Annotated in this window: 16 protein-coding genes; 1 reads left to right on the top strand and 15 read right to left on the bottom strand. The window is 42.6% G+C overall.

Annotation, left to right across the window (positions count from 1 at the left end; all coding sequences use genetic code 11):
- Positions 1 to 49: 49 nt before the first annotated feature.
- The 14 genes from AS141_RS00565 to AS141_RS00500 form a co-directional block, all read right to left on the bottom strand.
- Positions 50 to 274 (bottom strand): hypothetical protein, encoded by a 225-nt coding sequence (locus tag AS141_RS00565; RefSeq protein ID WP_057935674.1) that lies wholly within the window; start codon positions 272 to 274, stop codon positions 50 to 52.
- Between the two features lie 5 nt (positions 275 to 279).
- Positions 280 to 639, bottom strand: coding sequence for a DUF2200 domain-containing protein (locus AS141_RS00560; protein WP_057935673.1), 360 nt, complete (start codon positions 637 to 639; stop codon positions 280 to 282).
- 465 nt (positions 640 to 1,104) lie between these two features.
- Positions 1,105 to 2,574, bottom strand: a complete 1,470-nt coding sequence (locus AS141_RS00555; RefSeq protein WP_057935672.1) for a pyruvate kinase — start codon at positions 2,572 to 2,574, stop codon at positions 1,105 to 1,107.
- Positions 2,575 to 2,878: 304 nt separating this feature from the next.
- Positions 2,879 to 4,276 (bottom strand): alkaline phosphatase PhoX, encoded by a 1,398-nt coding sequence (locus AS141_RS00550; protein ID WP_057935671.1) that lies wholly within the window; start codon positions 4,274 to 4,276, stop codon positions 2,879 to 2,881.
- Between the two features lie 352 nt (positions 4,277 to 4,628).
- Positions 4,629 to 5,942, bottom strand: a complete 1,314-nt coding sequence (locus AS141_RS00545) for a purple acid phosphatase family protein (RefSeq protein WP_232424785.1) — start codon at positions 5,940 to 5,942, stop codon at positions 4,629 to 4,631.
- Positions 5,943 to 6,401: 459 nt separating this feature from the next.
- Complete coding sequence (locus tag AS141_RS00540) at positions 6,402 to 7,148, bottom strand: GntR family transcriptional regulator (protein WP_057935669.1); 747 nt, start codon at positions 7,146 to 7,148, stop codon at positions 6,402 to 6,404.
- 192 nt (positions 7,149 to 7,340) lie between these two features.
- Positions 7,341 to 8,513 carry an MFS transporter gene (locus AS141_RS00535; protein ID WP_057935668.1) on the bottom strand — a complete coding sequence of 391 codons (1,173 nt, stop codon included), beginning with the start codon at positions 8,511 to 8,513 and terminating at the stop codon, positions 7,341 to 7,343.
- Complete coding sequence (locus AS141_RS00530; protein WP_057935667.1) at positions 8,513 to 9,421, bottom strand: ROK family protein; 909 nt, start codon at positions 9,419 to 9,421, stop codon at positions 8,513 to 8,515. Before AS141_RS00530 ends, AS141_RS00535 begins: the two co-directional genes overlap by 1 nt.
- A 46-nt stretch (positions 9,422 to 9,467) precedes the next feature.
- Positions 9,468 to 10,763 carry a GH36-type glycosyl hydrolase domain-containing protein gene (locus AS141_RS00525; RefSeq protein WP_057935666.1) on the bottom strand — a complete coding sequence of 432 codons (1,296 nt, stop codon included), beginning with the start codon at positions 10,761 to 10,763 and terminating at the stop codon, positions 9,468 to 9,470.
- Positions 10,764 to 10,810: 47 nt separating this feature from the next.
- A complete protein-coding gene (locus AS141_RS00520; RefSeq protein ID WP_198293473.1) occupies positions 10,811 to 13,987 on the bottom strand; it encodes a GH92 family glycosyl hydrolase in 3,177 nt (1,058 codons plus the stop codon).
- Positions 13,988 to 14,103: 116 nt separating this feature from the next.
- Complete coding sequence (locus AS141_RS00515; RefSeq protein WP_057935665.1) at positions 14,104 to 15,870, bottom strand: class I mannose-6-phosphate isomerase; 1,767 nt, start codon at positions 15,868 to 15,870, stop codon at positions 14,104 to 14,106.
- Positions 15,871 to 15,981: 111 nt separating this feature from the next.
- Positions 15,982 to 17,571 (bottom strand): RagB/SusD family nutrient uptake outer membrane protein, encoded by a 1,590-nt coding sequence (locus AS141_RS00510; RefSeq protein WP_057935664.1) that lies wholly within the window; start codon positions 17,569 to 17,571, stop codon positions 15,982 to 15,984.
- Between the two features lie 17 nt (positions 17,572 to 17,588).
- Positions 17,589 to 20,681, bottom strand: coding sequence for a SusC/RagA family TonB-linked outer membrane protein (locus AS141_RS00505; RefSeq protein WP_232424784.1), 3,093 nt, complete (start codon positions 20,679 to 20,681; stop codon positions 17,589 to 17,591).
- A 401-nt stretch (positions 20,682 to 21,082) separates the two neighbouring features.
- Entirely contained in the window at positions 21,083 to 21,607 is a 525-nt protein-coding gene (locus tag AS141_RS00500) for a peroxiredoxin-like family protein (protein WP_057935663.1), read from the bottom strand.
- Positions 21,608 to 22,102: 495 nt separating this feature from the next.
- Here AS141_RS00500 and AS141_RS00490 point away from each other — a divergent pair, with 495 nt between their 5' ends.
- Positions 22,103 to 22,966 carry a helix-turn-helix domain-containing protein gene (locus AS141_RS00490; RefSeq protein WP_057935661.1) on the top strand — a complete coding sequence of 288 codons (864 nt, stop codon included), beginning with the start codon at positions 22,103 to 22,105 and terminating at the stop codon, positions 22,964 to 22,966.
- Between the two features lie 150 nt (positions 22,967 to 23,116).
- Here AS141_RS00490 and AS141_RS00485 read toward each other — a convergent pair whose 3' ends face one another.
- Positions 23,117 to 24,229: an endo-1,4-beta-xylanase gene (locus AS141_RS00485; protein ID WP_057935660.1), complete on the bottom strand. Its 1,113-nt coding sequence runs from the start codon at positions 24,227 to 24,229 to the stop codon at positions 23,117 to 23,119.
- Positions 24,230 to 24,261 lie beyond the last annotated feature (32 nt).

The raw sequence follows: 24,261 nt of genomic DNA, 5'->3' as shown, positions 1-24,261 counted from the left end.
TCATCAACAGTTGAAGTTTATACAAGTTGACAGTTTTTCACTGGCTAAACTATTGCGCTATAGTATTGAAAAACGCTTCTATTTCTGCTTGCCGTGTATTCGTAAATTCCTTATTCACAGCAATTATTACAAAACCCCATTTCTCTATTTTTTTGGGGGAACCGTAATTGTCATTTGCCAATCGTGGATACGTGGGTCTGACTTGCTCAATTATTAAAGAATCTTTAAAACCATCTTTATCTGTGAGGGACAATGTGATGTTGTTGTTTGTCATTTAAGTCATTTTCTTAGAATTTTTTCCATGGGCCTGCCTTTTGCCAGTTCGTCAACCAATTTATCCAGGTATCTAACTTTCCGAACTAAATCATCTTCAATATTTTCAATGCGGTCACCACAAATAACTCCGGTTATTTTGGTGGCGTTAGGATGAAGCAATGGCGCCTCGGCAAAAAAGATTTCAAAGTTCGTTTTGTTTGCCAGAATATGCATTAGATCTTCTTCATCATAGCCCGTGAGCCAAAAAATAACCTCGTGCAACTCTGCAATGGTTCTTCCTTTTTTCTCAACTTTGGTAATGTAATGGGGATATACTCCCGCAAAAGACATTTTATAAAGTCTTTCAATATTTTTACTGTTCATTTTCTGACAATCTTTTAGTTTTTTCAACTATGGAATGAATGTATTCTTTGCGATCGTGGCGTTTCCATTTCTGCAGGGATTTTTATCCTGAAAAGGTCAGTTGAATTTCATTATTTTACCCTACGCTTATGGTATGAGTAATTTCCGAATAATTTTTGTCAGCATCAACATCTTCTTCTATATCACCCAGTTAGGTGCATTTCAACTTTTAGCTGAGTATAAATACCAATACTTTCCCTTTGTTTTTATATGGAGCTCCATTTCATTCATCTCTCCAAGTATGTGGTGAGCCTATTGTTCAAAAAAAATCCTGATAATATTTATGTGGGGAAGTAACAGGCCGGGAGAAACAGCGGGTATTTACTATCTACCAATCTCTATGCATATGCATAAGCGGGCAGAAATCTATAGTCATAGTATCACATCAATATGGGAAAACTACCCAGCTCAGACTCAACTTCTAGACTACGGGTGCTTTTGGTTTTGAAAAAACTGCTCGGCAATCCCCAGGACCCGGAAAACCAGCCGGTTTTTCATTTTCAAACCACGGCTTCTTTGTATAATATCTCTGAGTGTCTTGAGTACTTGTAATGTATGATCCCCTTTATTGATCATGATGCAATCGGCCATAGAGGCACGGCCGGCATCAGTGATCTCCGCACGGGATGCTATACCGGATTTATGAAGGGTTTCTAACACCTGAGTTGCCCAGATTACTGGAGTATGAGCTGCTTCGCAAAGCCAGGAAATCTCTTCCTGAATCTCCACCAGCCGCTCAAATCCAATCTCCACAGCCAAGTCTCCCCTTGCGATCATTACACCAAAATAAGGACATTTCATTCCCTCAAGAAGTAATTGGGGTAAATTGTCCACCGCTTCTTTAGTTTCGATTTTAAGGATGACAGGGGGGATATCAGTGGAAAACTTACCAAGTTCCTCCCTGAGTTTCTTCAAATCCGAAGCTTTACGGACAAAGGAAAATCCAACAGTGTCAGCATGGCTCATCACAAACGGAAGACATGCGATATCATAATCAGTCAAGGATGAAATGGATAGATCGGAATCAGGAAAGTTGATCCCTTTTTCTGCTTTGATTTTAGATTTCTTAGAGGAGTCCCGCTCAATTTTCAGACGTACCCCTTCCTCACGTACTTCCATCACTCTTGCCAGTATCAAACCGTCATCTATGAACACTCTTTCCCCGGGCTTCAACGCCTGAATTACACCTGGCTCTCCCGGACTGACCACCAATTCGCTTTTGGTGAACATTTCAGGAGATTCAGCCAACCAGATTCTATCTCCCTTTCTTATTTTCACTTTACCGGACTTTCTCCCTTTTTGCAGAAGCACAACCCTGAGTTTTGGACCGGCAAGATCCATATGGATTTTGCATTCGATCCCTTCTTTTACACTTTCTTCCCGAATCTCACGTATCATCTTTTCCCACACCTGCTTATCATCGTGTGCGCAATTGATCCGGGCCACACCCATACCGTTTCTTAGCAGATCACGGATTGCATTTTTTTGTTGCAGCGCAGATGAATCCATTGTCACCATAATGGATGAAGGCCATTCCCCATGGGTATTCCCAAATAAGACCTTGCTCCGTTGCTTGATGCAATCGGCTCCGAACTCAGGCGTGCTAGGGTCTTTTTCCGGAAACTTCCTTCCCAAACGCTCCAAAGTGGACTGAATCTGAAAATGGGTATGGCTCTCACAGCTAGCCAGGGAAGACAGGCCCATCAAATGCAAGGCTTCCTGGAGGTCCTGAATATCTGTCTTTCTCAAGATAAGGTATTTCAACAGGTTGGTAGCTGAAATACGCTGGCTTGGGTGAAGCTGGTCCAATATCCCGGTAAAAGCCTGGGGAACCCCATGCATTTCTGATTCCAGTAACGTTAGCTGCTGATTAATTTCTCTTAACCTGATTTCCATTCCTTCCGATTCTATAACCTAATGTGAGTAACTAAAACCGTGTAACGGATTTTAGGCAAATAGTATTCAGGTTTCACCAACAAAATAATAAGTTCAACCCAACGACAACCTGAGCATCCTGCCCCTCGAGAAACATGCAAATCTTACGAAAGGAATATCTCTAAGGTTAGCGCAAAGTATCACGTAAGCCCCTTCACTATCAGGCTGCTCTACCAATCAGAATTCTTGTCGGGAAAAACTGCTTTTACTAAAAAACCCGGCTTAATCCTGTCTGAAGCGATACGGGCACCACAAAATAAAGGCATTATCCCACCCAAGGCCCTGTAATAGCCAGGGTAAGCCCTGCATGCTGAATATTCACAAAGAGCGTTTTACCGCTTGGAGAAAAACAGGCTCCCGTCAATTCAGATTCATAACCTACATTCAGCCCCAGATGATAGATTTTTCCTTGGGGAGTAATCCCAATCAGCCTTGGGCGACTATTATCTTCACAGAGAATAAGGTCACCCCATGGAGCCACTGTAAGATTATCGCATGCACGTAATATCTCTTTATCATTTGGCTCTGCAAACAACTCCAGATGCCCTCCGATCTTCTGCTCTCCTCTCTTTTCTTCTTTTGAGGGAATGTATCTGAATACTTGCCCCTGCTTGGCCTTTCCACCACTGGTACAGGCAAAATAGATTTCTTCATTTCCGTACCACATACCTTCTCCTCTGGCAAAACGAGCTGCCCCCTGATCAACCCCCCTTAACCTTAGCTCATCTTCTTCAGGATCTGTATTATCAAGATCAATCCAGTCCACTTTTAGCAGATCACCTATTTTCACGGTTTGAGCTTCCCAGTTGCGGGTATCAAATCCCTGCTTTCCTTTGATACTTAGTGCCTGAAGCTTTCCGCCTGCCCGAAGGTTTCCCTGCTCATTCGGTATAAACCGATAAATAAGCCCATCTCCTCGATCCTCGGTGAGATAAACAAAACCACTGTCCGGATCCACCGCCACCGCCTCATGGTTAAATCTCCCCATTGCCTTTAATGGCACAGGATCGGCCAGAATAGCTGTCTCGGAGACCGGCACTTCAAACACATATCCATGATGGTGTTCATTTACTTCCTCCAGTTTGCTGTCAAACGTCTCTTCGCAGCTGAGCCAGGTGTTCCAGGGAGTCGGGCCGCCGGCACAATTGCGCATGGTTCCGGCTAAGGATAGGTACTGGTATTCTATTTCCTGGGTTTGCTCATTAAACAAAAAAGTTGTTGTACCTCCTAAACTTGGCTTTTTGTTATAGCCACGATCATAAATTGCTGAATCAGAAAGCTGTTGAAGCCTTGAATTATCAATTCCGAAAGGACCGTTTTCCGTGTCATCAGAAGAAAGTTCATGGTTTCTTACCACCAGAACTTTCCCATCTTTACTTTCAAATGCTGCCATGGCGTCATTTCTGCCCGGGGAGAGAAAGCCGTCGTTCATAGGCTCACCAGCTCTGGAAATAATTTTATAAGAAAAGCCTTTTGGAAGATTGAAAATACCTTTGGGATCCTCCAAAAGCGGACCATATTGCTCATAGAGCAAGGAAGCATCCATCGCAAATGCAGGGGTTCCTGAAAAATATTTAAGTCCCATGAACCCGACACTTACCATCAATGAGTTTTTAATGAATGTTCTTCTTCCTGAACTATCGGTCTGTTGGTCCTCTTTCATAAGTACTGTTTGTTTAGTAAAAACTATTTTATGCACAATATTAATTTCATGGTTTGTTCTGGAGATGAACAGAACATTACCCTTTCGTGAAAGAGTATGGGCGGTAACCTGTTAGTGAACAGTCCAACACAATGTTCACCGCTGGCAGGGATCTCCGTTCACTGACCGTTATCTTTTCAGTGAACTCCTGGGCCCGGCCCGGGAATGCTGATTATTAGCCAGGGCCAGAGGCTTTTTTCCGGCTCTGCTTTACCTTGTCCACAGACGAAAGCTGACCTATTCCTATGGATAAGATACGAAATGTACTTCTGGTCAAAAACCAGAAGGAATAGCTTGGAGCCTCCATTTTTATCTACAGCCGCTCCGGTGTGTTTGGAATATGATTGATAAGGATATTTTCCCCATCGGAATTTTTCTGGATTTCAAAAGAATCATACAGCTCTCCAAGTGCCGTATAAGTCCTGAAAGTGAGAATATTTTCTTTGACTTGGATCCACTGGTACGTCTGGGTGCCGTAAGCCTTTCGATCCATCCAATCGTCTGCTTTTACTTCGTACATTTTAGGCCCTGCCACCGAGACTACATAGACGGTTCCTTTCTTATAATCCATTTTTCCGTCCTGCTCATAAGCCCTGCCGCGTGCGTAGGCATGGTCATGCCCCTGTATGGCTAGATCAACGTTGAATTCCTGTAAGATCGGACGGATGAAATCAATCATCTTATCATGATATCGATCTGGAGCTGTGGCATATACCGGGTAATGAAAGGTGACTACCGTCCATTTTCGTGGATTATTGGTCAAAATGTCTCTGAGCCAGACCATCTGAGCTTTCCTGTAACTTGGTGATTCATCAATCTGCTCCCCGTCCAAAGAGATGATTTTCAGTTCAGGAAAGTTTACTTCGTAGGTGGTTTCTTCCAGACCTTGTGGACCATTGGCAGGGAGATTGAATTGTGTGTTCCAATGAGGAGTTAGCGTAGCTGGATTCTTGGAAAATTCATGGTTGCCAGGAGTCATCATGGATGGGATACTAGCATGGATCCACTGGCCTGCCTCAAACCAACCGCCCCATTCGAAGTCAGCACTTTCATGATTTATGAGATCACCGGCATAAACGGTGAAATCCATTTTAGGCAAATTGATGATCGCCTCACGGATAACCCGGCTAAACATGGATGATACTTCATTTTGGACATCTCCAAAATAGAGAAAGTTTACTTCCTTGTCATCTGTAGGGATCGTAAACTGGTACCATTCACTCCAGCTATGTCCCCCACCCACCCGGTAAACGTATTTTCCACCTGCCTCGAGTCCTTTCAGTTTCACTTGGTGGTATTTTGCATGGATGACAGGCTCATCGTCATGCTGAGATACCAAGGTTTCGGTGAGCGCTTGAAGATGTTGGATCTGGTCACGGAATTCCGGTCCTGGTGTAGCTTTGGCAAATTCCAAGTGAGCTACAGTTATTGTGGTATCTGTCCTCCAGTTCACCCCGATTTCTTCTAAGGGGTTTTCAGAAAGATTTAGGATAATCCGGTCAGGTTTATGGCTGGGAAGAAGATGGAAATTAGCGTCTCCCGGAGAACTATTCTGGGGAAAAGCACACATCGGGCTCGTAATGGCAATCGCTAAAATCAAGCCTCTAAGCATAGGTAACTTACTCATTATCAATTTTTGGTGTATTTTACTCAAGTCTCATTCAGCCTGAATTCAGCTCTTCAGTAAAGCTGTTTTCATAATGAATACTGCAATTGACTGATTTCAGACTATTGATTCATAGTATCTTTAACTGAAATTGAGCCTTTCTGAGGTCTTTAGGCATGACTCCAAGTGTCACACAGCGTTTTAAAAATTCAAGGTTTACAAAAGAATAATAACGGTAAGTGATTTAGGAATAAAGGTGGATACCAGCCTATTTCGAATCAAATTTTCCTTGTAGAGCACCTTAATTTCATTTTGCGGAATGATGAATATGAAACTGCCTAGGGCGATAAAGCCCAGAAGGAAGAGGAATAAAAAGCGCAGCACAGCATGCGATGCAAGCTTCTGGCTTGCTAAAGACCAAATACAGGTGAATAGAATCTACCGATCAACTAATCTGCTTTGATTGAGTCAAATTACAGGTTAAAACTCACGTTTTAAATCGATATCATACGAGAAAAAATCTGTCGCATAATAAACTACATTATATTCGACCGGCCGGTCTCCCTGATCAAGTACGATACGCTCTCTTTTCAAGACAGGATCACCTTTTTTAATATCAAGCGCCTTGGCTATCGAGCTGGAGGCAGCCACAGCCTTTAGCTTTTCTTTTGAGATTGCCACGACCACATGAAATTCCTGCTCCAACATTTCATATAGAGGTTGGTAAAAATTCTCCTTTCCTGTCAAGCCTATTCTGGGATGAAAAAATGATATGCTGTAAAGATATTTCGCATCCTTTGCACCCCTCACTCTTTCCATACAGCACAATTCTGTCTCAGCGGTAACATTAAGTGCTTTTAAGGTTCTTTCATCAGGCACTTCGAAACCTACTTTTACAGAATATTCCACCACCTCAATCCCCTTATCTTTCATTTCTTTTGTAAAAGAAATCCACTGATCCAGGCGTGTTGAGATATTTTGGCTTATCACTTTAGAGCCTACCCCCCTCTTTCTCTCCACCAATCCTTCTTGTACCAACTTGTCAATAGCTTGACGTACTGTATTTCTGGAAATCCCAAACCGCTTGGCCAAACTTTCCTCTTTGGGTAAAAAGGATTCTCCTGATGCATACTCTTTTATTCGTATAAGCTCTCGTAGGTATTTTTCTACCTGCACATGATAAGGAATAGAACTTTTAAGGTCTATTCTAAAATCTTTAACCTGCATGGTTCACATTTAGTTATCCGTATTTTAAATGGGCTTGTATTTACCCGATGATTCTTCAACATTACTTAAGATATTCATTATCACCATTTTTTTTTACTAAAATTTTACCAGATAAACATTATCAAAAAGTTAACTACAACAAAATCAAAACATTACCCATAATCAGAAATATAATCTAGGTAAACAGTTGAGCTAAATAGTTGCATCACCGCCCTTTTTCAATGCAATATGGGAAAAGGAAATTATCACCGAGGAAGCAAGCAACACAATGAATCCTTGATTTACTGTGAAGTTTTTTTGCACCAATCCCATAACCAAAGGAATAATTGCACCTCCAATGATTGCCATAGTCATCAGGCCGGAAATCTCATTACTTCTGGCCGGTCTTTTATTAATGGTCAATGCAAAGATCAACGGAAACAGATTGGCAGATGCCAATCCAACCAAAACAATTGAACTAAGTGTGGCAGTTAGGCTGGAAGAGAAAATCAATCCAAGGAAAAACAACACAGTAAGAAGGCTGGACCATTTCAGAAATTTCAGGTGACTCATTTTATTGAGGATAATTGCTCCTACAAACCGGCTCACCATCAAGGAGAAAAAGTACAAACTAATCCCAAGGGAAGAATCTTCCAGACTCAAACCATAGTTGGAAACGAGCAAGCCCTGAATATTAGTATTCATCCCTACATCAATACCTACTATGAGAAAAATAGAAAGCACCATAAAAGCAATCATAGGATCTCCAAGTAAAGCAAAGCATTTTCTGAAACTGGTAGCATCTGCCTTGAATTTTTCATTCACTACCGTCTTGCTTAGCCATGTAGCAGTTAAGATGGAGATAAGGCCATATGCCAAAAACACATTCTTCCAATCTCCGGTAAAAGTCACCATAAATGCTACAATGAGCGGCCCTAGCAAGGAGCTGATCGCTTTCACAAATTGTGAAATACTCAAAAGGCTTGGGTATTCCCCCTCTGATACCACTTCCCTCAACAGCGGATTGGAGGATACCTGAATAAAGGTGTTTCCTATTCCCAGCAATACAAATGAGAATAGAAATACCGGATAGGAATAGTTCACAAATGGGGTAAACATACCTATTGCTGTTGCACCGATTCCTATGAGCAATACATTTTTTTTACCAATCTTATTCTGTAGTAGGCTTACAGGTATAGAAAGAATAAAAAACCATACAAACACCATCGAGGGAATCAGCTGGGCCAGGGTGGGCGTCAGTTCGAAATCTTGTTGTGCAAAGCCTGTGGATACCCCTACAATATCCACAAAGCCCATTACGATATAGCTCAGGAGAATTGGTGCAATCTTCCTGTATCCTATACTTTGAATAGTCGTCTGTTGCATCACATTTCCCTGATTAGATCTGACAATTCCCTATAATATTCGTCATCCACCAATAATGCCCCTCCGATCAAGGCCGCATGATCCATCAAACCAGAAAGGTACACATCCGCTATCGGGAGCTCAGCTATCAATTGATCTTTGAAGTATTCGAAGGCATTAGAAATATTCCCGCCCAAGACCAACACCTCTGCACCAAAATTTTCTAGAAATGGGGCCAAAAACCTCCCCAGCTCCTGACCAAACAACTGAAAAGTTTCCTTTGCCTTGGGATCACTCTTAGCCATTTGGTAGATTTCTAACGCATTGGTTGCCCGCTCCCCACTTACTAGATGATAAAGATGTAGTAATCCCCGGGTCGAAAATAAGTCATCAGCAATAACCCCATCCACTAATTGGTTGTACAAAAAGCCACCTTTAGGGACCTGGGAATGTGAAAACACCGGTTTTCGGTTTATTATAAATGAAGCCCCCAAGCCAGTACCAAGCGTGATTGCTACGCACCGGCCAAAAGACTTGGCTTTACCAATAGTTGAGACAGCAATAGCAAAAGCGGATGCATCGTTGATAAATCTTAGCTGAGAAACCTGCATGCTCAACCGGCTGGCGAGTTCACTTTTTATATTCATACCGAAGAGACATTCATACTTATTGACTCCAGTAATCTTGCTAATCCCTTCACAGTAGTCAAAAGGTCCCGGAATGGCAATTCCCACCCCTGCTACCTTATTCCGGGTGCATGAGATGGTAGTGCTGATTGCCGCGCTCCAGGTATCCAATATCCTGTCCGCCTCCCAATTGGGATCCACATGATAAGTACATCTGGAATCCAAAATCAATTGTTGTCCAATACTGTCATACAGGCATGCCGCAATATGACTCCCACCTATATCCACACCTACCTGTATCATAGCAAACCCTCTTTTAGGTGAATCAGCTCTTTTTCCATTTCTGCTATCATTTTATCTCTGCAATCTGTTCCAAAGCTTCGATAGCATCCATCAATACTCCGGCGCTTCCCTTGAAGGTGCCCGAACCTCTGGGTTCATTGTTAATAGAATACCATTCATAGAATCCCATATTCTTAACCACTCGTTCGGTCATGGGCCGGATCTGCTCATAGGCTTCTTTTACAAAGCCATTTTTCACCAACTCCAACACCATTCTGCCTCCAAACCAAGTCCAGTCCCCGCCATTCTGGTAACTATAGACCGGGTTCATGATCTTATTGGCAAAAAAACCATCAGGGTAAGGAGGATAAATAGTCAATCCTATAGAAGGTGCCCCGGCTTGCTTTACTCTGGAAACCATTTCGTCCAGTGATACTTTGATTTCTTTCTTAGATAAAAGTCCCGCTTCAATGGCTATTGCCGTACCTCCAAAGTAGTAGATTTCTTCTTCATCAAAATCCTCCGGAAAAGGCGAGCCTTCCAGATAGATGTGCGGGATAAATTTCTGTTTTTTCTTATCCCAAAGGTGCTTTCTGGTGTTTTCGGCGAACTTTTCTCGGACAGACGCCCACTTTGTCTTGGTCTCAGGGAGGATTTCCATCAAGTTGTCCAAGGCAATAACCATCATGGCATTGTCATATACATCAATCGCCCGATGCGTATTTTCATCCAGATCCACTCCCCACCCATGCTCTGGCTGTACATCTCCCCAATCAGCCGTAGTAGCACCCCAAAGCAATCCATACTCTTCACTGAATCTCTCATTCATCAAAAAATCCATCGCCCACTCCATGCGCTCAGAGACAGTCTTGCCGCCAATTACTTCTTCCAATATCGAGGGGTCACCTGTTGCTTTGATGTATTTATAAACCGTCTGGATCAGCGAAGTTTCCTGATCAGTCTCCACGGTATTCTTATGCCCGGCATATCTAGGCTCAAGTTCCGAATAACTGAAATCCGTCTCTGCTTCCCCTATACTTTCCGCAGGTGTAAATCCGTCGATGATATTGCCATCTTCTCCCTGCATCCTGAAAAAGACCAGTAGGTTTTCCTTTAATTCCTCTTTGGGATAAACTTTTGCCGCAAGATTTATGAAGGTATTATAGTCTCTGATCCAAACTTCACGGTATCCGTCTCCCGCATTGAAACCTTCCGCGATTACCTCAAGAGCCTTTTCTTTGACGTATTTAAAATTTTCATCAGTTTTAATCTGTTGTCCAAGCTCCTCGTACGTCTTTATTTTATCCTGCGCATTTGCATTTGAAACCAGCGCAAATGCGGCTATTATCAGGTACTTTTTCATTTTATTTTTTTGGGTTATTGTTACTTTCTAGCTTATTGTATTTGATATTAATAAGGCATTTTTCCTGTGCCCCAGTTTTCATTTGGCTCCGGTCCCATTTCCAAAACCAACGCCCCACCTTTCAGGAGTTCTTTGGCCTCGAACCAGAATTGATTAAGCGGTTTTCCATTGAGCGTCGCCGATTGAACATACTTATTTTTCCTGCTGGCATTATTGGCGATAATGATGAATTTTTCTCCTCTTCCAAATTGATTGTCCAGCTTGATTTCCACCTGCTCAAACAGCGGGCTTGCTATTTCATATATAGGCTCCGCTCTGGTACCCCCATCAACCTGAAACAAACCCAAGGAAGCCATCACAAACCAGGCACTCATCTGTCCCTGGTCTTCGTCTCCTAGGTAAGCATTGGTCACCTCATAGCCATAATATCTATCTGCAATCGCTCTACTCCACTTCTGGGTTAGCCAAGGTTTCCCTGCATAATTGAACAGAAAGGCAAAATGCATGGACTGCTGGTTTCCCTGAACCACCGGATAGTCCCAGTATTGATCATTAGGACCGTTGAACCTCCAGCGGTGGCTTTCCTCAAAACCCCACTCCAGGCGTTCCAGAAACTTTTCCTTGCCTATAGTACTCATCAATCCCGGTACATCCTGAGGCACAAAAAAGGTAAGTTGCCAGGCATTGCCTTCTACGTAATGGTGGTTAGCCCCGGAAGTAAAGGGATCAAAATCTTCCAGCCAATTTTCTTCCGAATCCTTCATTCTGGCATAGCCAGTCTCCGCATCGATCACATTTTTCCACCAGCTGCCCCGCTCATTGAATTGCTTGTATTCCGAAGATTTACCAAGGGATTTTGCAAACTGTCCCACTGTCCAATCATCAAAACTATACTCTAGGGAATTGGAGAAACGGCCTTGGTCATAAGGCACATACTGATGCTCCAAATAGGCAACCAGGTCTCTATTTCCGGCAAATCCCCCTCCTACACCAGTGGCTTCCGTGGTCTGCATTTTCACCACTGCTTCAAAGGCCTTATCTATATCATAATCCCTGATTCCCATCTGGTATGCTCCCACAATCAACGGGATTTCATGCTCAGCCACCATCACAGGAATGTATTCCATACCAGCAGGACCTTTGGCAAGCCATCCGGCATTGTCATACATGGCAAGCTGGGATCTTACCCACTTATTGGACCACTCGGGTGTCACCAGATTCCAAAACTGGTTCAGGTTCCAGAAAGTATTCCAGAAAGCGTCACAACCCAAAGCTAGATCGTTAGGATCTTCAAACTGCTGAATGTTTTCATCCGCATCCCTCCATTTTCCGTCCACATCCGAAAACGTATTTCTACTGGCCAGAGCCCGGTACATATTGGTGTAAAAGCGCTCCTTTTCCCTAGCATCATTGCTGACAACGTTCACCCTACCCAGCAGCTCATCCCATACAGCTTGTTGGTTGGACACTACTGCATCAAAGTCCCAACCGAAAGGCTTGGTTATTTCTTCAGAAAGATTTTCAGCGGCATTTTCTATGCTCACATATGAAATTCCTGTGCGCATCTGCACGGTTTTGTTTTGAAGAATATCAAATTCCACATATGCTCCGGCACTGGCCGGATCTGTTGCGGATAGGTTTTCCCCTACGGAAACCTCCCCGTCCACCCAGTGGGCAAACTCAGCAATAGGCCGGTCAAACTCGATCACAAAATGCACCAGGTAATCCTGCCCTACCCCTTTAGACCATGCATTAGGGGTCAATTGATGGCTTTTTCCCTCAATTCTAGTAGGTGACACTTTCGTTATTTCGCAGGACTCTATCTGGTATCTATATTCCGTAGGAATCGACAGATCGATCATAATTCTCCCCCGTTCTCCCTTTCCAAACTCATATTTCTGAAAACTTGCCCTGTCTGTAGCCGTCAGAGAGGCCCAGATATCCGTGTCGGTCAGATGTACTTTGTACAATCCAATCCCGGCATATTCGGAACTTTTGTCTATGTTAGATCGATAGCCGGAATTAACATCACTTTGATCACCTACGGTGGTTTGGATGCCTTCACCAGCAGTCGGAAATGTCCCCAGTCCAGTCATCGTCCACTCGTGAATGTGACTGAAGGTGCCTATGGATTCAAAATTAGGATCATAGCCCGCCTGCCATCCGGAATTCTGGTTGTCGGGGCTCAGCTTTACCATCCCAAAAGGCATCCAGGGTCCCGGAGCAATCATCCATCGGGAATGTGCCGTGCCCAAAAGCGTATTGACATAGCCACTCAGCCCTTGTGTGGACTGGGGAGACCTGGTGATTTCTCCCTGTTTGACCGGTTTTCCATCCAGCCAAATTTCATAGGAGCTATTGGTAGATTGGTTTACAGCAGGCATTCCTGCTTCAACTAAGTATTTTCCCTCTTCCAGTTTTTGGGTAAGAATCTCTACGCCATCGAGCCTAACCGACAATTCGGGATCCTCATCCAAATGAAATATCTCTACCAGCAGGGGTTGAACGGCAGTTCCCGAATTATTCAACTGATAGGAAGCCGCATTTACAGCACCTACTACCGCATGCTGCGGTTTGATCAGATCAAGAGCAAGAGAGCTAGTCAAAGAAATGTGGTCAAAAGCAATCCAGCCTCCATCAAGCACTGAAATCGATATACGGTTCAGTCCTTTCTGAAGGATTCCTTCTCCCAACGGAATCTCAATGGATTGTGCGGATCCGGAAGTCCCCTTGCCCTTTTCCAATGCCAATCCTGCCCCCTTTTTCAGTATAAACTGAAAGTCTTTTCCATTTACCATAACTTTCATATGGGGTGCATGCAATGAATCTGTATCCGTAAGCGCTATCTTCAGCTTGCCGTCTGACCCTGTTGCTTTTTCAAGGACGAAGCCCAAATTCAAAAAATGCGAACGTATGCCCGCTGTGGGGCCAGTGCCTCCCCAGCCGTTTTTTGGCCCCGGAAGTACATAAGGAAAATCTGTTTTGACATTGTCTCTGCCGATCCAAAAAATCCTGTCCTCAAATCCAAAATCATTTGCGATAAACTCTGAATATTGATCCGGATACAGGGAAAAGCCTTCTCCTGATCCTGTTTCGGACCCGAGACTAAACAGCTCATTATCCTGCGCTGATGCAGCTGAAAATACCGCAGCCATCAGCAATAGAAACAGGAATATTCTTTTTGTTTCAAGTCCTTTCAGCATATAATAGCTTCTGTTTTTCATGTGTTTATACTTGTTTTTTAAAGGCCATATGGAATCTCGCATACATTATAATCATCCCAGTGTGTGACACTGGAGTCATGCTCGATTTCATCATAAGTTCATTTTTAGCGTTGAGGTTAGCAGGCTGAATCTTTGACATAAGAAATGACAACTTTTGCCCGATTGGATCCTAGGTTTTTCAGCGCATAACTCCCCACGGCTGCTGGAACGGCGAAGGTTTCTGCGAAATGAAATTTCATAATCCGTCCACCTGTAGTATGCAGTTCCAGGCTTTCCCCTTCCACCAGCATCAATAAATGACATTGATCGGCTGTAGAAATGATGATTTCAGAGTCAAATTCATAGCGCATCACCTCATAAAAATGTTCAGGATGGGTTGGGAGAAGAACTTTTTCCCAATCTTCACCGGTTTCAATTACCTGAGGCTTTGAGATCAGGGTCTCTGGAACAACAGTCCCTTTTCTGGAAAAATCAAGATTCTCAAACGCGCGGTCCACATTCAACGGCCGGGGCTCCCCATTCAGATCCAGTCGCTGCCAATCGTATATTTTAAAAGTATAGATATAGGGTGTTGCACTGATTTCCAGCACCAAATTGTCAGTTCCAGAACAATGAATGGTACCACTTGGAATCAGGTACAGACCATGCTTTTCAGATGGCAGCTTTTGCACAAATCTCTCTACATCTATTTTTGATTTGGAGGCAACGGAATTTTCCAGTTCCTCCCTAAATTCAACCGGGCAGATATTCTCCTGAAATCCCAGGTAAACATGGGATTCAGGGGTGGTATCCATGATGTAATAAGTTTCATCCTGAGTGAAATTTTCCCCGAAATGCTTTTTTGCATAGGACGTAGTCGGGTGACATTGTATGGAAAGATTATCCCCGTCAAAGGTGTCAAGGAAGTCAAACCTAATCGGGAAATCATCTCTAAACCTGCTATATGCCTTGCCCAAGACTTTCTCCCCAGCCCTATACATCAGCCAATCAAATGAGACTTCCAGCAACATTCCTGAAGAAGAAAAAATCAGTCCGTTTTCCGGTACTATCATCTCAAAAGACCAAGCATAATTGGGTTCGTTCTGTGGCAGATCCGGGATGTTTTTTGACAGCCATTGCCCACCCCAAACACCGGGCTCAAACCAGGGTCTTACACGGAAATAAGATTCAGACATGGCATCCAAACCTGCTCTGAATGCCTCTCCGCTCATCCAGGACGGGCTGCTTGATCTTTGCTGGTCAACAATGAAATCCACCTGAGGCAATAACCTTTTCTTCTCCTTATTACAGATTACCCAGTCCACAAAGAAAAAATGCTTGTAAGTCTGTTTCGGGTCTTTTGCTTCATCTATAGCTAAATTTACGACAGATCCGGCCCGCATCCTGTACTGCAGCTCATTTTTGGGAAGATCAAAATAAACTAAACTCCCTTCCATTCCGCTCAATGAGGCACCGCAGCCATACACGATGGTAGGCAAATGCCCAGATTGATCAACCTGAGTAAAGAAAGAAGAAAGAAAATAATCACGTAGCCCAAGATCCGTTTTCTTACCAAAAACCGGATCGTCGCCACCCAAGAAAGGAGCAGTAAGTTTTTTGATCTCATCAACCGGTTTATAATAATCAGCACAGTTGATTAACTTATATACTTTCCCTTTTTGTGCGAAATAGGTAGAAATTGATGACGAAATTTCATTCCAGTCGACTCCTACATACCCATCCAAAATGATTTTATCGCCCGTATCAAGTAGGTCGAAAAGCGCTTCATAACCAGTATTTATTTTTGCCGGCTCCAGTTCGAAAGCCGGAAATATATCGTATGAGTCAGAATCCTGCTTATGTTTTTTTAATGGAACCTGAGGCTGATTGCTTAATCTATTCATGATTTAATTTTAATAAGAGTGCAAAGCGTTAGCTGGCACTTCTCTTTTTTTAAGGAACTGCTATAAAATTAAGGACGGGTATAAACCCCGTCCTTCTTAGGTAATATTAAATTAGTTTGCGTAGCCTGGATTTTGGGTCAATGATGGGTTTCGCTGTAGCTCCTGGTCAGGAAGTGGAAAGAGCATGTTTTGTTCTTTGATCGCACCGTTAAAGAAATTGGTAGCACCAACAGCATCTACAAAATCAATATCTCCCGTACCGTCATTGGTAGGCTTAGGGAATTTTCTGGTTCTCATCACGTCAAACCAGATGGGGAACTCGAAGACAAGCTCTCTTACACGCTCTTTCCAGACCTCTTCTACAAACTGATCGGCTGAAAGAGCCGACAGTTCACTTCTGATCTCGGCAGGTGATTTTTGCCACAGTGCTCTTTCACGTATCTGTGCCAGGTATTCTACCGCTTCTGTTGTTACACCTTCCGACATTGCAATTGCCTCAGCTCCTATTAACAATACGTTTGCATAGGTATAGATCGGCATATCTTTGTCTGAAAGTGCCGTTTCATAGGCAGCTTCCTGATCCTCCCACATAAAAGGTGCGCGCTGAAATTCAATGACTTCCCCATCCAGTTCAATAGAGGTATGGAAATATTGCTTTTCCTGGACCCTGAGATCCTCATCAGGATCATAAGAAGCTACTAAAGCCTGTGTTGGGCCATAAGCATTATTGGCAATTGCATAGGCAAGCAAGGGAGACATGGTAGACGGATAGCTCCAGCTCGGATAAATATTGTTTGCAATCCCGATTTCATATTCATAATAGTAAATGAATTCACCCGGGACTTCCTCACGATCTTTGATTTTGTTATAGGCAGAGCCGTTTGCAACAATTTCCCCACCAGCATTTTTCGTGTGTTGCACCAAGGAATAGGTTCCTGAATTCACAATCTCCCGTACAGTCGCGGCAGATTTTGCATAATTATCCTCTCCTAATGCTGCTCCACTCATAGTCAGATAGACTTCTGCCAAGACAGTCTGGGCTACAGATTTTGTAATCCTGCTGCTGTTATTGACCATACTCATATCGGATAGTCCTCCACTGGAAATTGCGGTCTCGAGGTCTTCGGTTATAAGTGCATACACTTGACTTGGCGGGGTTCTTTCCAGAAAGAGGTTTTCCAGGCTTTCATAGGGTTCGGTGATCAAAGGCACAGCACCGAACATCCTTACCAGATAATAATAGTTAAAGGCCCTGAAGAACTTTGCCTCAGCCATGTATTGGTTCATCTGCTCCTCACTTAATCCAGGAGTTTCCGGTATATATTTAATGGCATTGTTGGCTCTGGAAATCCCTATGTACATATCCGACCACATCGAATTAAAATAACTGGAAAGATTAAGCCCATCATAGGTCATATTCTGTCCTCTTTGGACGTGCACTTCCTGGCCTTTATATTCATTGTCCACAAAACCTGACAAGTAGGGGCCAAACATAATCCTAGATCCTGAATAGGAACCGTTGGCTTCGTAAAACTGCATTGCCCCGGTTCTATATAATGCGTTCACAGCATCACGGGCGTGTTCTGGGCGAGCAAAATATTGGGTAGAAGCAACTTCATCTTTGGGCTTTTCTTCCAAAAACCCATCACAGGCAGAAGCCAGTAACAACACCCCTAAGTATAGTATAGATAACTTTTTCATTGGATTAGATTTTAGGATTAAAATTGCAGACTCAAGCCGACAGTAAAGGTTCTAGGCCGAGGATACTGGAAGAAGAAAATATTCTGCCCCCATTGGTTTCCCTCCCATGATGATGCTTCTGGATCATACCCTTTGAAGTCGTCAGAGCTGATTAGAAAAGCATTCTGCACACTTGCATATACTCTCAATTTATTCAGTCCGGCTCTGTCAAGCATTGTTGGGTTGAATGAGTAGCCAAGTGAAATCAAATTACCCCTGATATAGGATCCGTCAGCCACCCAATGGCTATCCACTTCACTATTTTGTCCGGAATAAGGGCCATTTCTGATCTGTTGAACCATTGTGTTCTGATTAGTCTCGGTCCACGCATCATACAAAACATCTTTCAATCCACTGGCATAGCCGGTTCTATCCTGAGTAGAATGAAAATATTGCTGCAAAATGTCAACCCCAGCAACAAATTGGATATCGAGCGTCAAATCAAAGTTTTTGTAATAGAAATTATTGATGAAACTTCCGGTCCAGGCAGGCAATCCATTTCCTATAATTTTACGCTCGGCACTTCGTTTTGCCTCACCCGGTATAGCACCAACTTCAGCTGCAGCTGCCGCTTCGTCCGTACCCCAAGTCCCCAATCGCTCGTAACCCCAGAAGGAACTCAAAGATTCTCCGACGCGCAGAATAGTCTGGCTACCAGATACCCAATTGGGACCAGGAAAGATATCTTCGTCATTTTCGCCAAGCTGTTCTATTTTATTTTGGTTATAGGAGAAATTCAGATTACTCTCCCAGCTGAAATCTGTGGTAGTAACTGGAAAAGCCGTTACCAAAAATTCCACACCCTGGTTAGACACTGAGCCTATGTTATCTCTTACTGCAGAAAATCCAGTAGAAGAAGGCACTGGTCTATCCAACAGTAAATCGGTGGTCAATTTGTGGTAATAGTCAAAACTGAATACCAATGCCCTGTCCAGTAAAGCCAGGTCAAAGCCTACATCAAACTGCCTCGTTTTTTCCCATTCCAGGTCTGGATTTGGAAGACGGTTTACGTAGCTGATTGGCGCTCTTGTTCCATTGATCAGGGTAGTCCCTGTAGATATGGTTCCCAATGATTGGTAAGTAGGTATCTCTGTATTACCGGTTATACCAAAACTGGAACGGAGCTTCAGTTCATTGATATTCTCCATATTCTTCATAAAAGGCTCGTTTGATAAAACATAGCCCACACCAACAGAAGGGAATACACCGTATTTGTTATTGTCCCCAAACCGGGATGAACCATCTATCCTACCAGTGAAGGTGACAAGGTATTTACTTTTGTAATTATAATTTCCGCGAAGGAAATAGGAATTCATACTCCATTCGTCATACCCCGAATTTGGCGTACCCGGTTGACTTGCGGACTGCATTCTGTTAAATCTAAATGTATCATCAGAAAACCCAGTGGCACTCACATTGAAAAACTCAGATGTTCTTTTCTGCCAGCTCAATCCCGCCATGGCATTGATAGCGTGATCACCAAACTCCTTGGTATAGGTCAGGTAATTCTCCTGCTGCCAGTAAAGATTTTTCTCATTCCCCAGGTAAGCATATCCGTTGGGGGAAGAAATATTGATCAGGTCTGTTGGACTATAGATCTGCTCGTTGTAATCATTCTTATCAAAACCAAACTGGGTACGGAGATCCAGACCGGGAAGAATATGAAATGTAGTATAAATATTACCGAACAACTTGGTTCTTTTTCTCAATCTATCCTGGGTGGTCAATACGTGTACGGGATTTGGTATTGCTTCAAGTCCATACGGATCAGACACCATTCCCGAATTGCTCCAGGTGCCGTCGGGGAATTTGACAGGGAAAATTGCCGGCATTTCAATCATGGACCTTCTAGGCATCTGATGTCCTCCGCTTTCCTCAAAAACATTTTCATCAGTATTGTTTGCCAATAAATTCAATCCTACTGTGAGCCATTTTTTAGGATTTGCATCAAAAGCAAATTTTCCGTTTATCCGCTTGAGGTAATTATTAAGCATAATCCCCTGCATATCTGAATAATTCAAAAAAGCACCAAAAGACGACTTCTCAGCCTTGGACTGAAAGGACAGTTGGTGATTTTGTGATAAAGCTGTTCTGGTAGCTTCCTCCTGCCAATCAGTATCATATAGAGGATTTCCATTGGCATCAAACAAATTGGGATCGTTTTTGGTGAATGCAGGAATGGGCGAATCGGGACGGTATTTGCTATGGTTTGCAAACCCCTGCTCCAGAACTTCCATAAATTCCTCCGCATTCAGCACATCGAGTTTTTTTGGCAATACGCCTACGCTGAAATACCCATCATATCCTACGGTAACCCCGGTGTTCTGTGCTCCTCTTTTGGTACTTACCATGACGACACCATTAGCACCTCTGGCACCATATATAGCTGTGGATGATGCATCTTTCAACACTTCCATGCTCAAAATATCATTTGGGTTTAAAAATTCGATATTCTCCATCACCACTCCATCCACCACATATAGCGGCTGGGAGGAAGAATTAATGGTCCCCAATCCTCTGATCAACACCCTAGGGCTGGATGATGGGGATCCCGAATTCAAGAACACATTTACTCCGGCAACTTTTCCTTTCAACCCCTGGAGTGCATTTGCTATAGGAGCTCTTAAAAGTTCCTCTCCTCCTACCACTCCCACGGATCCAGTAAGATCAGATTTCTTTTGCGTACCATAGCCTACCACTATGACTTCATCCAGACTGTCTTCGGTAGGATCCAGATTGATTTCCAATTCAGTCTGAGCTCCCAAAGGATATTCGAGAGATTCCATTCCTATGAAACTAAACACCAATATTGGATCTGGCGTATTGACGACAATCGAAAATTTACCATCAATATCTGTGACAGCTCCCTGTGTAGTACCCTTTACAAGGATATTTACCCCCGGAAGAGTTTCTTTGGTAGAATTGTCATATACAATTCCCGAATAGGTTTTACTCTGAGTCTGGGCAACACCTACCAGTTGTACCAAAAAAAAGAGCATGAGTGTCAGCTGCAGCATTTTGGTCTGCCTCCACCCTTCATGCCTTTCGATAAAACATAAAGATTTTTTCATGGGTTTTGATTTAGGTTTAATGTTCATATGTTTAAACATTTAAACTTATAAATTTTAACTGTTATTATCAAAATATTATCTGTTTTAAAATCAGTGAAAATCAATAGGTTCTTTTTACTGAGAATACTTTTGGCAAAAAAAACGCACTTTTTTAACTACTCGTGAAAAAAATGCGCCTATCAGAACCCAAAGCTGTATAATCAAATTAGGTCTGCATAGCGATATGAGCGGGAATTAAAATTTACTTACGGTAAAAAAACATCAAGCGAAAAAGTATCAGCAGTAGTATTATCTTGCCTTGACTAACTTGTTGTTAAGGCAAGTAGCAATAATGAATTAGGGAAATCCCCTTGTAATTGACAACAACGCTTGAAAAACTCCCTTTACTTTCAAACACTGGGTCAAGCTATCACGTCTGCGAGAGCTATATGGTCGCCAAAATTATCCCCATAATGTGCCCACAGGATTCTTTGATCTTCTCCGATAATAAAATCTGCTGGCAAAGTATTCAAATCACTCATTGATCTAAAATTGAAAAAACCGCTGTTCATTACTTTCCATACTTTACTGAGGCTGCCCATTGTCCTCAATTTTCCCAATAGAGACGATTCCACCCCATAAGCCTTATACAGCTTGAGATCCGGATCTGGAAGAATCGGAAAAGGAGCCTCTTGCTTACCCGCATATTCCATAATTTCTTCTGCGCTCGAATGGAAAACAGCCAGAATCTGAATGTTCTGCTGTTGAAGTACATGGTAGTTGAGAATCAGCTCTCTTACCCTTAAATTGCAAAAAGGACAAGCCGCACCTCTAAAGAAGGATAGTAAGACCTTTTTCCCTGAAAATCCATCTAAAGTCACGTAATGACCGCTGAGAGTAAGATGTTGGAATTGTGGTGCAAGTTGACCAGAGGATAGATTTTTCATATGATTATAAGTTAGATTTCTTAGTTCATTTAGGACGGTAGTCGAGCGAGTTTCTAGGGGTAAATAATCATCCCCCTGTGTGTCGTCCGCCCGTCATGATTTCATATGATTATAATTTGTCTTTTAAGGGCCATATGGAATCTCGAATGGATTATAATCATCCCGGTGTGTGACGTTTTCGTCATGCTCGATTTCATAGAATTAAAACTTTTAAAATGGACGACCTGGATAGCCTTTGATAAATAAATCCGGACAGTGATTCATTTTACTATGGGTAGGATGTACTAATCCTGCTGATATTGAAGGAAAGTATAGTTCTTCCCAATTGATTTTCGCCCTAACTTTTTTCTTTCTCATTGACTCAAAATTCCACCTTTTAAAGCCGCTCAATTTGTCCATTTATGTCATCTTCTTGTCACTTTAGCTCAAAAAACCAATTATTTGAGGCAATCTGGCAGGTAATCCTTTTACTTAGCATTTCAAAGCCGCCAACAGATGGAAAATCAGTATCAATCGTTTGATTTTTTTGGAAAGCCCGTGATTGAACGTCTGCTTTTTACTACTCCCTATTCCAAAATCCGCATGATGAATGAAGAAGCCTGTTTTCTTTACCAGCGGGAGGCAACTAACGTGATGTATTCTTCCTCACAAAAAATCCACCTTTATCCTCAGGAAGCAGTGGTCATGAAGTGTGGTAATTATATTTCCAAGTACTTTCCAAAGAACACCTTCCTCCCTTCAGAAATGGTTGATATTCATTTCTATCCCGATATCCTTCGGAAAATCTATAAAAATGATCTTCCTGTTTTCTTACAACAAAGTACGTATTCCTCTGGCACACTAATTCATCAAGTTAAGGTGGATGAGCTTATCCAGGGATACATCAGGAGTATCCTGTTCTATTTTGAAAATCCTTCACTTGTCACAGAAGAATTGATTTCTCTGAAAATCAAAGAACTGATCCTGCTGCTGATACGTACTACCGAAAATTCCCAAAAAATCAGGATGATCTTTCAGGAATTATTTAATCCTTCTCAGATCAATTTTCTCGAAGTGATCGAATCAAATCTCTACGAAGATCTGAGCATACAGGAACTGGCTATTCTATGTGACATGAGTCTTGCCTCCTTCAACCGAAAATTCAAGGAAGTATTCAAAGAAAGTCCTTCCGTGTATTTGAAAAATGAGAAGCTGGAAAAAGCAATGAGACTACTGCTAGCGACGGATATGCGGGTCACTGAGATAAGTTGGGAATGTGGATTTGGAGAAGTGTCCCATTTCACCAAGGTATTCAAAAACAAAACTGGATTGACTCCCCTGAAATTCCGTAAAGGCACAAATGGATTTCTTGTAAAGTAACCATTTCGTAGGTCCGTTTTATAGATAATTTTATGCTTCTGTTGTCGAATGGATCCAGGGATAACAGAAAGGCTATGCAGGGTACATATAAGAAAAAAGGAATAAATTCAACTGAATGAATTCGCTCCTTTCTTCCATTTTGCTTATCCACTAGTTCACTACACTGGCAATTTTCTCAATTACATCGGTCTTCGGATCCAGATTTCTATCGAAAAGCAAAGGATAATTCGTTCTGCCACGGACCGGAAAATTATTCAGCCAGCTGTTTCTATCTCCTAAGCCCCAGAACGTCACTCTGGTGATCTTGTCTTTGTGTTTTTCATAAATCTTAAAAATAGCGGCATACCGCTCAGCCAGCTTAGCTTCAGCCTCCGGTGTAATACCATCTTTGTAAGGATTATACTCCTCAGAATTGGCAAAATTCATATTCAGATCAGCACCTTCAGCCCTCTTTGGTCTCGGAAGTACATCCACGTCAAGCTCGGTGATCATTACTTTGAACCCAGCCTCATGGATTTCAATAATCCCTTGCTCGATTTCCTCTAAAGTAGGTGAATTGAGTTGGTAATGCCCCTGCATACCAATTGCGTCCACTTTGATTCCTTCAGCAACCATTTCTTTGGCAAAATCAAGAATCCCCTTTCGTTTGGAAGCTCTCCATACATTGTAATCATTGTAGTACAACTCAGCTTCCGGATCTACTTCATGAGCCTTTCGGAATGCAGCTTTCATAAAGTCCTTCCCTGCAATTTTATACCATTCTGACTCCCGATAAGATCCATCTTCATTAAAGGCCTCATTGACCACATCCCAACCATGTATTCTGCCTTTGTATCTCCCTGCTACAGTCTCTATGTGCTCTTCCATCCTTGCGATCAAAGCTTCCTTGGATAGCTGTTGCTGCTTCTCATCCACAAACACCCAACGTGGAACCTGCTGATGCCAGACTAAACAATGCCCGATAGTGAATGCTCCGATTTTTTCACCCAGAGACACATATTGATCACCAAATTCGAAATTGTACCGGTCAATTTCAGGATGAACCAACTGCCATTTTAAGCCATTCTCAGGACTTATGCTGTTGAAATTCTCCTGAATGACAGCATTGACTTTCACATCAGAACTGTTCACTTGTCTTGAGTTAAGTGCAACCCCGATGTGATAGCTACCAGAAAATATTTCTTTTAAGCCCTCATTTTTTGGAGGATTGGCCGAAAACAAAAAGATAAGCAATACAAAGGTTAATGAGCTTTTGACTATCATAGTTAGAATTATTTATAGGTTGGAGTTAGGTA

This window comes from Algoriphagus resistens, from assembly GCF_001442615.1.
GTDB classification, from domain to species: Bacteria; Bacteroidota; Bacteroidia; order Cytophagales; family Cyclobacteriaceae; genus Algoriphagus; species Algoriphagus resistens.
This window is presented reverse-complemented; position numbering and strand designations above follow the sequence as displayed.